Genomic DNA, 12,603 nt, shown 5'->3' on the forward strand with positions numbered 1-12,603 from the left:
CCGACCGCGAAGGCCGCCGAGCCCGTGAAGGCGTGACGGACGGCGGGCGGGCGGTCCAGGCCGCCCGCCCCGCCCCGATCGCAAGAGTCAGAGAATTCCTCGGAAATTCCGAGGAGCGCAATGGGGATGAAGCCCGTCGCCTCGGCGGCGGGCTTTTCTCCTCGGCTGAAAGGAAAGGCCAGCGAAGATGCAGGCAATCACTCTGTTCACCTCCAGGTTCCAGGGGTACCGGCCAGGGCAAGGCGTTCCCGTTCGCATCACCCGCGGTGCGCCGCGATTCCGGCTGCCCTACCAGATCACCCACACCGTGGCCGAGCTGGCTCCGGCAGCCGCCTACTTCCACCGGCCCCGGCCAGAGTTCACCGCCAGCTACCGGGCGGACCTCGCGGCACTCGGAGCGGCGCGCATCGCGGAGCGGCTGGGGCGCATCGCCCAGCAGGAAGGGGAGCAGCGCCTCGTGCTCCTGTGCTTCGAGGACCTGGCGAAGTCGGACGTGTGGTGCCACCGTCGGATCTTCGCCGACTGGTGGCAGGACGTCACCGGGGACCAGGTCCGCGAGCTCGGGCCGATGGCCGGCCCCAGCCCCTACGAACAGGGCACCCTCCTGTGAGTGGGCGTCGGAGCTGGCTGGAGTTCACCCCCGAGGAGTTCGGCCACGAGGCGAAGCCCGTGCAGCTCCTCTTCGTGGCGGACGACGAGCCTGATCCGATGGGTACCGCCTCGCTGATCGAAGCACCAGACGACCGTAAAATAGGGTGCACGACTCGAAGCTGAGCTAGACGAACTGTGCTAGGTTCCAGCACAACGCCCGGTCCGGACCTCACCCCTCCGGACCGGGCGTTTCCACGTTCACGTCCGGAGGAGGACCGATGTTCCAGGGCACGATCCCCGGTCCGATGCGCTCGATCGTCCGCGAGACCGCGCAGCAGTGGCCGACCGGCCCGGTCTACATCCCGTGCTGCGGGAACTTCACCATCGAGAGGTCCCTCTCCAGGATGGGCTTCGCCCTCCACTCCTCCGACGTCTCGATCTATACCACCGCCATCGGCCGCTGGCTCACCCGTCAGCCCGTCGGCATCCGTCTCCGCGACGAATCCCGAGACCAACTTGGCTGGCTCGCCGACTCGCTGGACGACGGGATCGGCACCGTCGCCACCCTCATGCTCGGCACCCGCTTCCTCGCCTCCGTCGACCGCGCCGGGCTCTGGCACCAGCGGGTCGTCCACTCCTACCGGGAGCAGTGGCAGGCCAAGCACGCCGAGACCACCGAGAAGCTGAGCCGCACCGACCTCCAGCTCGCCTCCTACCAGGCCGAAGACGTCCGCTCGTGGCTCCAGACGGTCCCCAGCGACGCCCCGGTGTGCAGCTTCCCTCCCTTCTACGGCGGTGGCTACGAGAAGCTGTACGAGCCCCTGAACACCCACTTCGACTGGGACGCCCCCGAGTACGCGCCTCTGTCGGACGACGACGTGGTCAGCGTCCTCGGCGCGATCACCGACCGGCCCTACTGGCTGACCGCCTCCAACCACGACGTCGAGGAGCTGCGCCCGCACCTGCGCGGCGTCATCAAGGCCACCCCGCGCGCCGCGCCCTTCTACGTCTACGCCTCCAAGGCACCGACCCGGATCGTCGCGCCCCGCCAGCCCATCGAGCCCGTCACCGCGCCCCGCCTCCGCAAGGGAGAGCAGATCGAAGGGCCCCTGACGCTGTCGCTCTTGAAGCCTGGCCAGTTCAACGCGCTGCGCTCCCGCTACCTCAACCCCCGCATCGCCCCCGGTGCCGCGAACCTCGCCGTCGCTGTGAAGGCCGGCGGCCGGATCGTCGGCGTGTTCGCGATGTCGCCCAGCAGCTACACCCCCGACGAGGCGTACCTCCTCTCGGACTTCGCGGTGGCCCCGACCAACTACCCCCGCCTGTCCAAGCTGGTCGTCCTCGCCGCGACCAGCACCGAGGCTCAGCTGCTCTGCCAGCGCGCCTTCTCCCGCCGCGTCCGCGCCGTCTCCACCACGGCGTTCAGCAACAACCCGGTGTCGATGAAGTACCGCGGGCTGCTGCGGCTGACGAAGCGCGGTCCCTCGGCCGACGACGCCTGGAAGTTCCAACTCCAGTACCAGGGACCGATGGGCGGGCACGACCTCGCCACCGCCTTCGCCACCTGGACCGAGCGGTGGGGCACCCCCACCCCCAACAACCCGGAGACCCAGCCATGACGGTCCTGCCCGGCCAGATCTACGCCGCCTGCCACCCGATGGACGAGGGGCGCCGCATCCGGATCGAGTCGCACATCCCCGGCCACGCCACCGCCACCGTGGTCGACGCCGACACCGGTAAGCGGCCCAGGTCGATCCGCGTCACCGTCCTCCACCCCACCCCCACCACCCGGACCGGCCGCGCCCGCCGCTCCGGCTACGCCCTGGAGAACACCCCGTGACCGAACAGCTCGCCCCGCCCCGCTACGTCGAAGGCGACCCCCGGGAGCTGACCCTCCTCGACATCAACGCCCGGTTCATGCCGCACGAGCAGTTCCGCCGCCTGGTCGAGAACATCACGCAGGACGGCTGCCTCACCTCCACCCCGCTCGTGTGGAACGACGTCGACACGGGCCGCCGCATCGTGCTGTCCGGCAACCACCGCACCCTGGCCAGCATCGAAGCCGGCCTGTCCACCATCGGCTGGCTGGAGATCACCGAGCCGCTGCCCCGTCAGCGACAGATCGCCCTCCAGCTCTCCCACAACGCGATCACGGGCCAGGACGACCCGGCGATCCTCAAGGAGCTGTACGAGGAGCTGGAGGCCGTCGAGTGGCGGCAGTACAGCGGCCTGGACGACAAGGCGTTGGACCTCCTGGAGAAGGTCGACGTCACCGGCCTCGGCGAGGCGAACCTCGACTTCGCCAGCGTCCAGATCATGTTCCTGCCGGACGAGCTGGAGCGTGCCGAAGCTGCCTTCGACGCGGCCCGGAGCGCAGCCAGCGCCGACCAGCGGTGGCTGGCCGGACTCTCCCAGTACGAGCCGATGCTCGACGCGCTGGAGACCGCCCGCGCCGCGTACAAGATCGGCAACTCGGCGACCGCCCTGGGCGTGATCCTCACCGTGTTCGAACGCCACCTGGCGGAGCTGGCCGACGGCTGGTTCGACGCGGACAGCGGAGAGCCGACCCGCGGGGGCAACGCCCCGGTGGAGAGCGTCCTCGGCGTCCGGGAGCTGCCGGTCGAGACCGCCGCCACGCTGCGCCGGGCCATCAACCGCCTGGTCCGCGACGGCAGCGTTCCCGAGACCGAGCCGTGGCGGGCCCTGGACATCCTGGCCGCCGACCCGAGCCCGGCCGACACCCAGTAGACCGACCCGGAGGTGAGCGGTGGCCGCGAACACGGCAGACCCCTGGGAGCGGCAGGAAGGCGAGCCCACCAAGGCGTACGAGGCGTTCACGGCGTACCGCGATCAGGGCCCTGCGCGCAGTATCACGAAGGTCGCACAGGAGTTGGACAAGTCCAGGGCCCTGATCGGCCGCTGGTCGCGCTCGTATGCCTGGGTCCTGCGCGCCGCCGCCTGGGACCGCGACCAGGACAGGCTGTTCCTCGCCGAGCAGCGCCAGGCCCGCCGTGACCTGGCGCGCCGGCATGCCCGCCTCGCGCAGGCGTTCCTGTCCAAAGCAGTCGCCCGCCTCCAGACCCTCGACCCCCGGGAGCTGACCCCCGGGGACCTGCTGCGCTACTTCCAGGTCGCCGCCGACATCGAGCGCCGGGCCATCGGTGACGAACCCTCCGCGCTCCCGGAGCAGCAGGACAGCGATGCGCTGGACGCCGCGGACCTCACCGACGAGGAGCGACGAGCCCGCATGGACCAGCTGCGCCGCGAGCTGGAACGCCGGATCGCCGCAGAGGAGGAAGGCGCGTGAGCCGCCGGAAGACGACCGGGCGTTCCAGCGGGTGGGCACGCCGCCGGGGAGTGGAGGCGATGGCCGACCCGGCGGTAATGAGCCTGCGTCAGCTCCAGGCCGAGGTCGCAGCCCTGACCCGCGCGGACGACGAGTCCCGGCGCCGCTGGGCCTGCGAGCGGGCAGACTGCGACGGCCTCCCGCACCCGGGCTGGCTCCACAACCACGCCCGCGCGTCCCAGCGGCGACCGGCGTGGGCGTGGACGGTGTGGATGCTGCTCACCGGCCGAGGCTGGGGCAAGACCCGCACCGCAGCCGAGGCCGTCCGGGACTGGGCGAAAACCCCGGGGCTGCAGATCGCGGTGATCGCGAAGAACGCCACCCTGGTCCGCGACATCTGCTTCGACTCCCCGAAGTCCGGGCTGCTCGCGGTCATCCCGCCCGAGGACATCGCCAAGTACAACTCCAGCTTGGGCGAGACCACGATCCGGTTGAAGAACGGCACGCTCATCCGTGGCTTCGGTGCCGAGACCCCGGACAACTTGCGCGGCTGGGCGTTCGACAAGGTGTGGTGCGACGAGTACGCGGCCTGGAGCAGGAACACCGCGCAGAGCGTCTACGACATGGCGTGGTTCTGCCTCCGCGAAGCGGACGCCCCGCAGATGCTGATCTCCACCACCCCGAAGCCGCTGCCGCACGTGAAGCGGCTGGTCGAGCGTGGCCGCCGCCAGGAGCAGAAGCACCGCGACGGCGGGCCCGAACCCCGGGTGGTCCTCACCCGGGGCCACATGAGCGAGAACGACGCCAACCTGTCCGCCGTCGCCCGGGACGAGCTGGAGGAGGAGTACGCCGGGACGCGCCTCGGCCGGCAGGAGCTGTCCGGCGAACTGCTGGAGGACGTCGAGGGCGCGCTGTGGCAGGGCTGGATGCTGGAGGTCGAAGGCTTCCGCCAGCACGCCGCGAACCTGCCCGAGATGCAGCGCCTCGTCGTCTCGGTCGACCCGGCCACGAAGAGCCACGAGAACGCCGACATGACCGCCTTCACTGTGGCCGGCCGAGGCTGGCCGCTCACCACGGCGTTCGGCGACAACCGGCCCCGCGGGTACGTTCTCCACGCCGAACAGGACCGCTTCACGCCGACCGCCGCGATGCGCCGCGCCGCCGAGCTGTACCACCAGCACGAGGCAGACTGCGTCGTCATCGAGGCCAACAACGGCGGCGACTACCTCCCGGCGCTGCTGATGGAGGTAGACCCGACGGTGAACTGGCGGATCGTCCACGCGACCAGGGGCAAGCGGGCCCGAGCCGCGCCCGTGGCGCAGCTGTACGAGCAGGCCCGCGTCCACCACGTCGGCCCGGCCCGGTTGTACGCCGAGCTGGAGGAGCAGATGACCACCTTCGTCGGCCAGGGCGAGACCGAGGACTCCCCGGACCTCCTCGACTCGATGGTCTGGGCGATCTGGGACCTGTTCCTCGACCCAGCGATGCCGCCACCGCGCAAGACCGACGACCAGCGCCTCGTCGGCCGACGGTGATTCCTTGTGCGCGGACGGGTAGTTGGTGGATAGCCTGCCATCCGAAGGTACGACGGACAACAGGTGGGGACATGGAAAAGAGTGGCCTGATCGCCTCGGCGCAACGTCAGATGAGCCGAGCTTTGAGTGCCTGGTGCACTGGTGATAATGACATGGCGGTGCTCCATGGAGGCATTGGCACCGAACACCTACTCAAAGCACTCCTTGCCGCTCGCCACCCGTCCCTCCTTGTTGACGGCCGAGATTTCAACAGTCTTCTTCACGCCACTGGCCAGAGTGCCTCCGCCGCCTCTCCTCAGACTAAGATCAAGACAATTGGGGCTCTTGACGCTTTCAAGCGCGCCGCCGCCCTAATCAATATGCCGATCAAGGAGCGCGACCTCGACCCGCTTCTGACGGCCCGCAATGGGGTGGCGCACCTTGGAGCACATGACGACGCCATCACCCATGAGGCTCTAGCTGTCGCGGTCACCGTGGCGGACGCCGTTCTGATGGACCTCCAGGAAGAGGTGTCGGCCTTCTGGGGCTCGCGGGCAGAACGCCGCCATGACCTTGAAGCAATGCAGCGGGATGCTCAGATGGCGGTGGAGCAGGCTCTGACACAGGAGGGAGTCGAGGCTGCAGATGAGCGCCTGATGGAGGCATGGGAGGACGGCCTCTTGGAACCCATGGCCGAAGATTTTCGGAGTGAAGGCTTTCAGGCGGCTCAACTGGCAGTTTCAGTGAAGATCAGGTGTGCCAAGAAGCTTTACCGCATGCTCTACTACGGGATGACGCAGCAGGAAATTTTGAACGCCGATCTTGTGGAGCCGGAGGCGGATAGGTGGAGTGAATATGGGGAATGCCTTTCCCGGGACGCAAAGTGCCCGGTGTGTGGCACGCCGGGCGATGTCAGGGCATCCATTAACAGGCGACCTCGACGCTCCAAAAAGGGCGGAAATGGGGGAAGGGGTCGGCGTGCAGAGAATGTTTTCCCCGATTACTTTGACTGCTATATCTGCGGGATCGAACTCGACAACCGCTATGAACTCGAAGTCCTAGGGATGGCCGAGCCCTCCTCGGATGGGTGGTACATCGGGTGAAAGAAAGCAGCTTGAAGTCGATTGAGTCGGCGAAGGGAGGAGGTGCGCCGCTGGCGTGGGGCCTCGTCGGGGACTGCCCGTCACACCATCTATGGCAGTGCGATTCTCGTAGGAAATCTGGACAATTCTGAACAAGTTGAAGGAGCGGCAGAGGGAGTGTCAGCTGCCGCAACCCAACATGTGTGGCTCAACCGCATAGGCTGAGCCCTGGCGTGGGGCCGACTGCCTGGAGGGCACTGTGGGCCTGCGCTCCGTCCTGATCGACGCCTGGAGCTGGCTGAACTACAAGGCTCCGATGAACGACCGGCGCCCAGGGGCCCAAGTGTTCCCGGAGCTGACCGCCACGTGGCTGCCGGAGGAAGACCTCCGGCGGCTCGCCGCGTACAAGCTGCTCGCTGCCTACGACTCGAACCAGGCTGGCCAGCTCGCAGCCGCGACAGGGGACGACTCCGGGCTGGAGCGCCGTGAACTGGGCGATGCGTCGCGGCTGGTGGAGGCTGCGCTCGGCTACCTGCTCGGTGCGGAGCAGCACATCGTCGTCACCGGGGCCGAGCACGCGGACGACGAGGTCCCACCCGAGGGCGCCGTCGAGGCGGCGGCTGCGCAAGGGCGACTCCGCCAGTGGGCCGAAGATGAGCTGCTGCCGCTGCGGATGCAGCAGACAGAGCGCACCGCCGTTCTCAGCGGCGACGGCGTGTACGTCCTGGCGTGGGACCCCGCCAAGCTCCGCCCGACCGTGCGGAGTTATGACCCGGGCTTCTACTTTCCGGAGTGGCCGGACGAGTACGACAACGAGTTCCCGGACCGGGTTCACCTGGCGTGGGAGCTGCCGGAGGACCCGGCCCGGGGGGTGAAGGCCCGGGTGCGGCGGATCACGTGGGAGATCGCGCCCATCGAGCCCGCCGAGGAAGCAGGCGGCTCGGTGCGGGCGGCGGACGGCGACCAGCTCGACTCCGCGGGGCGAGCGGTCCGGCGGTACCCGTGGCAGCCGGAGCGCCTGTCCGGGGTGACGTGCTACCTGACCGACGCGGAGTGGCAGCTCGACGACCTCCGCCGAGGCGAGACGGTCTACAACCTGCCGCCGGCTAAGGCCCGCTACCGGACGCGGCCGGACGGCGTGGAGCTGGACCGGCTGGACCTGCGCATCGACTTCATCCCGGTGATCCACCTCAGCAACACCATCCCGCACTCGGGAGACCGGTGGGGGCAGTCCATCCTCGCCAAGGTCCTCCAGGGACTGGACGAGCTGGCGGCAACTGACTCCGACGGCTCGTCGGCGAGCGCGACGACCGGCACGCCGATCATTGGCCTTGCCGGTGCGCAGCTTCCGCGCGACCGCGCCACCGGCCAGCCCGTGCCGGTGGAGGTGCGCGCCGGTGCAGTGTGGCAGCTCGGCGAGAGCGGCCGGATGGACGCGCTCGACACCTCGCCGCAGCTCGCCGAGCTGCGTGCCCGGAGCGAGCACCTGATGGACCGCATCGCCGCGTCGTCGCGGCTCACGGCCGCCGGCCTGGGCACGCTCGACCCGTCCAACGTGCCGTCGGGGTACACGCTCCAACTCGCCCTCGGCCCACTGGACTCGCTGGTGGCCAGCATGCGGCTGGCGCGGGAGCACAAGTACAAGCTGCTGCTGCGCTTCGTCCAGCGGCTGTTCCAGGCCGGGCACGCGGAGGGCTGGCCCACCGGCGAGAGCGTGACGGCCCGGGTCGCGTGGGGCCCGCACACGCCGCAGGACCGGGCGGCCGTCCTGGAGGAAGTCGTCAAGGGCGTTGGCGCGAGCGTGATCTCGCTGGAGACCGGTGTGAGGATGCTGATGGACGCCGGGTACCCGATCGAGGACGCGGCCGAGGAGGTACAGCGCATCCAGGCCCGCGCGTTCGACGCGGCGGCCCGGCTCGCCGATGCCACCGGCGACAACGCCGCCGTTCGTCAGTTCCTGGGACTGCCCGAGACAGGACCGGACATTCCCGCACTGCCGTTGGTGACCGCAGCTGGCGGGAACGATCACTGATCGCGGACGGGGTGGCGGGAATTCAGGTGAGGGGCTGGGAGCGAGGGAAGGCGAGCGGTGTGCGGAAATCCGGCGGCGAGACAGGGACAACACTCGCTCCCGCCTTCTCGGCCACCTGAAGGGCCTCTGCCAGGTCACCCTGCCCAAGAGCTGTCACCCAGCACTCACTGCACTCGCCGGAAGTGTCATGCTTCGGGGAGCCGTTGAGGTAGCGCGCATGTACGAAGGCGTCCGTCGGGTAGTCGGCGCGAAGGACATGCCAGACGCCGTCCTGCTCCTCTGCCGGAAGTCCTGCGGCTACCTCGGGCCGCATCGGCAGGAAGGCCCGGCCAGCGTGCTGCCGGACCAGGAAGATGCGGTCGAGGTAGTGGCAAGTGCTGTCCTCTGGGGACTCGTTGGCCAGCCAATCCACGGCTTCCGCCTTGGAGCCGGGACCCCAGAGCAGTTCGGTCGGGTACTGGGTCGCCTCGTACCACGAGTCGAACTCGAACAGGTGCGGATCGCTGATGCCACCGGGTTCGTGGACGGTTCGAAGCACGATGAACTCGAAGTCGGAGTCGTCGCGGAAGCCTTGCAGGTTCTCTGCGTCCCCCGCGGCGATGTTTCCTGTGCGCGGGTCCCAACCCAGCCAGCAGACACGTTGGGGCAGCCCGGCCGGGTAGAGACGCCCACCTGGGGTCTTGTGGCCCCACAAGTGATTGATGATCTCGGCCAGGTCCCAGATGCGCTGCGTCGCTTCAATGGGGCTGAGCAGGGTGAAGCCGTTCGGGTGGGCCACGGCGTTTCGCAGTTCGCTGAGCATCTTCTCCATGCCGCGATTGCGCTGTCCTTGCAGCAGCCCGACGTGCCGAGCCCAGGTCTTCAAGGAGTGCAGCATGCCTCCACCGAACTTGACCCACTCGCCGCTCGGACCGGTCTTGACCTCGTTCCCCTTCTCGGCCTTGTACCTGTCCAAGAAGTGGTTGTAGCGGTCTGCCGGCACCGTGTGTTCCACCCCCCGGGGAGTGCGGAAGGTGATCAGCCCGTTGTGAAACGAGACGAACCTGTCCCGAAGCGCCTGTTCGAGGACCAGGAGAGCGGCGTCGCTGGCAGCGGTGTAGAGGTCGTAGCAGAGCAGCCCGTACGAGTAGATCCGCTGGACCTGCTCGAAGCGTAGCCGTGTCTCCTCCGAGACGTCGGGCGCGAGTTCGAAGCGGGTAACCGCCTTGTGGCGGAACTCGGCAGCGGCTTCCGGGCTCATCGGCCCGCCGAGCCCGCGCGGGGTGAAGACGAGCCCCCGAGGGTCGGGGGCCTGCATGTCACTGAACGTCTCGAACTCCACCGCTCTGTACCTCCTGGGCTTGAATGAACCTTGCATCATCACGCTCTGTCTCGTGAATGAGCAAGCAGTTTCGCCGAGTTGGTGAGTTCGCTTGCGCAGGCGGCGCGCCGTGGTGGCTACACTGGGCCACTGGCGCGGGGGCGCTGCTCCGGAGGACGTCCGCATGGCCCACCGCTCCCTGCCGCCCGTCGTGCCCGTCGGCTACCGCCGCGATGGCCGCCCGATCTTCCCCATCCTCGGTGCCTCGCCGGACGACCCGTCCAACGACCCGAACCCGGGCGACCCGCAGCTGCCCGCGGTTACGCAGGCCGACCTGAGCAGGCTCCTCGCGCGGGAGAAGTCGCAGGGAGCGCGGACAGCCTTGAAGAAGCTCGCCACCGACCTCGGGTTCCCGGACACCGACACCCTCACCACGTACATCACCGAGCGGCGTGCAGCAGACGAAGCCGCGCTGACCGAGGTACAGCGGCGGGAGCAGGCCGCGGAGCAGGCGATCGCCGCCGCGAAGGCCCGCGAGGAGGCCGCCGAGGCCGCGCTCCGCTCGGCACGGCTGCGCGCCGTCCTCGCTGGTGCTGGTGCTACGGGCGATGACCTGGCGGACGCCGAACGCCTGATCAGCCTCCCGGACGACGCCGACGATCAGGCCGTGGTCGACGCGGTCGCCGCGCTGAAGGAGCGCCGCAAGGAGCTGTTCGGCCAGCCCGCCGCCGCCCCGCCCGCGCCCGGCGGCGCACCCGCCGGAGGCCCGCCGCCGCGGGGCACCGGCGCGAGCACGCTGGGGGCCGCAGGTCTGGCCATGGCCAAGCGGCGCGGCCACATCACGCAGTAACCCGCCCCTCTGACCCGGCAGTCACCGGGACAACGGGACCACGCCCCTCCTCGTGGACGGCACCACCGCCCGGGTGAGTGCGAGAGACCGCTCTCACCCGTCCCCGAAGGAGGGGCCCCGCATGACCATCCAGCCGATCACGTCGAGCACGACGCTGACCGCCGACAAGGCTTGGCTCGTCGGCCTGCACGGCACCGACACGACCGAGACCGTGACGCTCGACGTCACCAAGCTCACCCCCAACACCCACTACCAGGCGTCCGCCGACACCCGGCAGCCCTACAGCCGGGTCCTGTCCGGCGTCCCCGTCGGCCGCATCACCGCCAGCGGCCTGTACGGCGCGTTCGACCCGACGGCCGTCGACGGCCGCCAGGTCCTCGCCGGCGTCGTGTACGCGGAGGCCCTGTTCTCCCCGAACTCCACCCGCGTCCCGGCCGCGCTGCTGTGGCACGGCGTCGTGCGCGCCGCCCGGGTGCCCGGGGGCATCGACCCGACCAAGGTGACGCCGAGCAGCACCGGCGCCCAGATCCGCTTCGTCTGAGAGGAGAGACCCATGACGATCCAGGACCTCGTGAAGGACATCACGGTCAACGACCTGACGACCTTCGCGCGCTCGATCCAGACCCCGGACGACTACTTCCTGACCCGGTCCGTCCTCGCCGAGACCCACGTCAACGAGGTGATGTGGCGGATCAAGTCCACGTCCCGCCGCCGCAACGCCGCGAAGTACCGGTCGTTCTCCGCGAGCGTGCCGTTCGCGACCCGCAAGGTCGCGCAGACCGTCACGCAGGGCCTCTTCCCGCCGCTGGGGGAGAAGCTGCTCGTGGACGAGCAGGAGCTGATCCTCCAGGAGCAGGCCCGCGGAGCCGACCAGGAGCGGCTGATCGAGACGATGTACGACGACGTGGAGCAGCACGTCGGCGCGATCAAGGACCGGCTGGAGCTGGCGGCCGGTGACCTCCTGGTCGACGGCAAGCTGACGCTGGCGGAGAACGGTCTGGTCACCGAGGCGGACTTCCAGGTGCCGGCCGCGAACCTGCCGGTCGCCGCGAAGGTGTGGTCCGACCCGACCTCCGACCCGCTCGCGGACGAGCTGCGGTGGATCGAGCTGTTGCGCTCGACCGGCAGGCCGCTGCCGGAGATCGCCCTCACCTCGTACAAGGCGCAGACCTACCTCGCGGGCAACGCGGCGTACCGGGCCGCGTACTACGGCTCCGTGGTGGGCTCCAGCACGCCCACGGCGACGCTGACGCCGACCGAGGTCGCCTCCGTCCGGGCCCGGTACAACCTGCCGCAGATCGTCACCTACGACGTGCAGATCGACGTGGACGACGTCGCCACCCGCGTGCTGCCGGAGAACCGGTGGATTCTCCTGCCCCCGAACCGGGACCGTTTCGGGCAGACTCAGTACGGCACGACCGCGCAGGCCCTCGCCCTGTCGCGGGGGTCGAACCCGCAGATCGTCCGGGAGGACGCGCCTGGGATCGTGGTCACCCGAGGTGCCCAGGACGACCCGGTCCAGATCTGGACCGCGGGCCACGCCGCCGCGATGCCGGTGCTGTACACAGCGGACGCCTACGTCTGCGCGACGGTGCTGTGATGGGCGGCCGACTCGCCGCCGCGGTGCACATCGAGCACCCGGTGAGCCACGAGCGCCTGGTGCTGGAGCCCGGCACAGAACCGGAGGCTGAGGTGGCCGCGCTGATCACCAACCCGGCGGCGTGGGAGGGCGGCCAGCCGCCCGAGCCGGAAGGGGACGGTGACGCGGAGCCCGAACGGGAGGAAGAGCCCGAAGCCGAGCCGGAGTCCGAGCCCGAGCCGGAGCCGGAGCAGGAACCAGAACCGGAGCCGGAGTCCGAGCCGGAGCCGGCCCGCCGCTCCCGGAAGCCCCGAACCACTGCCTGACCCGACCGGCGCCCGCCCCGCGGGTGCCGGTCCTTCTTCTTGG

14 protein-coding genes are annotated in these 12,603 nt (G+C 69.5%); 12 read left to right on the forward strand and 2 right to left on the reverse strand.

The features are described from left to right. Positions 1–197, reverse strand: a 197-nt coding sequence (locus AB0K51_RS09235; RefSeq protein ID WP_363452253.1) for a hypothetical protein, incomplete at its 3' end; no start/stop codon positions are given. Between AB0K51_RS09235 and AB0K51_RS09240 the strand changes: the two genes are divergently transcribed. The 8 genes from AB0K51_RS09240 to AB0K51_RS09275 all read left to right on the forward strand — a co-directional run bounded on the left by AB0K51_RS09240 (position 188) and on the right by AB0K51_RS09275 (position 8,505). Further along, a complete protein-coding gene (locus AB0K51_RS09240; RefSeq protein WP_363452255.1) occupies positions 188–610 on the forward strand; it encodes a DUF488 family protein in 423 nt (140 codons plus the stop codon). The genes AB0K51_RS09235 and AB0K51_RS09240 overlap by 10 nt on opposite strands. A 259-nt stretch (positions 611–869) precedes the next feature. After that, on the forward strand, positions 870–2,210 hold the full coding sequence (locus tag AB0K51_RS09245; protein ID WP_363452257.1) for a hypothetical protein: 1,341 nt from the start codon (positions 870–872) through the stop codon (positions 2,208–2,210). Then, positions 2,207–2,431, forward strand: a complete 225-nt coding sequence (locus tag AB0K51_RS09250; protein ID WP_363452259.1) for a hypothetical protein — start codon at positions 2,207–2,209, stop codon at positions 2,429–2,431. Before AB0K51_RS09245 ends, AB0K51_RS09250 begins: the two co-directional genes overlap by 4 nt. Beyond that, the gene (locus tag AB0K51_RS09255; protein ID WP_363452261.1) at positions 2,428–3,339 is read left to right on the forward strand and encodes a ParB N-terminal domain-containing protein; all 912 of its coding nucleotides are present in this window, start codon (positions 2,428–2,430) and stop codon (positions 3,337–3,339) included. Before AB0K51_RS09250 ends, AB0K51_RS09255 begins: the two co-directional genes overlap by 4 nt. Positions 3,340–3,358: 19 nt before the next feature. Beyond that, the gene (locus tag AB0K51_RS09260; RefSeq protein WP_363452263.1) at positions 3,359–3,898 is read left to right on the forward strand and encodes a hypothetical protein; all 540 of its coding nucleotides are present in this window, start codon (positions 3,359–3,361) and stop codon (positions 3,896–3,898) included. A gap of 77 nt (positions 3,899–3,975) precedes the next feature. Beyond that, entirely contained in the window at positions 3,976–5,412 is a 1,437-nt protein-coding gene (locus tag AB0K51_RS09265; protein WP_363452265.1) for a terminase family protein, read from the forward strand. Between the two features lie 71 nt (positions 5,413–5,483). Continuing rightward, positions 5,484–6,494: a hypothetical protein gene (locus AB0K51_RS09270; protein WP_363452267.1), complete on the forward strand. Its 1,011-nt coding sequence runs from the start codon at positions 5,484–5,486 to the stop codon at positions 6,492–6,494. A 238-nt stretch (positions 6,495–6,732) separates the two neighbouring features. After that, positions 6,733–8,505 (forward strand): hypothetical protein, encoded by a 1,773-nt coding sequence (locus AB0K51_RS09275; protein WP_363452270.1) that lies wholly within the window; start codon positions 6,733–6,735, stop codon positions 8,503–8,505. A 22-nt stretch (positions 8,506–8,527) separates the two neighbouring features. Here AB0K51_RS09275 and AB0K51_RS09280 read toward each other — a convergent pair whose 3' ends face one another. After that, complete coding sequence (locus AB0K51_RS09280; protein WP_363452272.1) at positions 8,528–9,826, reverse strand: hypothetical protein; 1,299 nt, start codon at positions 9,824–9,826, stop codon at positions 8,528–8,530. Between the two features lie 163 nt (positions 9,827–9,989). Here AB0K51_RS09280 and AB0K51_RS09285 point away from each other — a divergent pair, with 163 nt between their 5' ends. The 4 genes from AB0K51_RS09285 to AB0K51_RS09300 all read left to right on the forward strand — a co-directional run bounded on the left by AB0K51_RS09285 (position 9,990) and on the right by AB0K51_RS09300 (position 12,560). Further along, complete coding sequence (locus tag AB0K51_RS09285) at positions 9,990–10,655, forward strand: hypothetical protein (protein WP_363452275.1); 666 nt, start codon at positions 9,990–9,992, stop codon at positions 10,653–10,655. A 121-nt stretch (positions 10,656–10,776) separates the two neighbouring features. After that, positions 10,777–11,196, forward strand: coding sequence for a head decoration protein (locus tag AB0K51_RS09290; protein ID WP_363452280.1), 420 nt, complete (start codon positions 10,777–10,779; stop codon positions 11,194–11,196). Between the two features lie 12 nt (positions 11,197–11,208). Then, a complete protein-coding gene (locus AB0K51_RS09295) occupies positions 11,209–12,255 on the forward strand; it encodes a major capsid protein (protein WP_363452282.1) in 1,047 nt (348 codons plus the stop codon). Next, the gene (locus tag AB0K51_RS09300) at positions 12,255–12,560 is read left to right on the forward strand and encodes a hypothetical protein (protein ID WP_363452283.1); all 306 of its coding nucleotides are present in this window, start codon (positions 12,255–12,257) and stop codon (positions 12,558–12,560) included. The genes AB0K51_RS09295 and AB0K51_RS09300 overlap by 1 nt, the downstream gene beginning before the upstream one ends. Positions 12,561–12,603: the final 43 nt, after the last annotated feature.

The sequence above is a fragment of the Kitasatospora sp. NPDC049285 genome (assembly GCF_040678815.1).
GTDB lineage: Bacteria > Actinomycetota > Actinomycetes > Streptomycetales > Streptomycetaceae > Kitasatospora.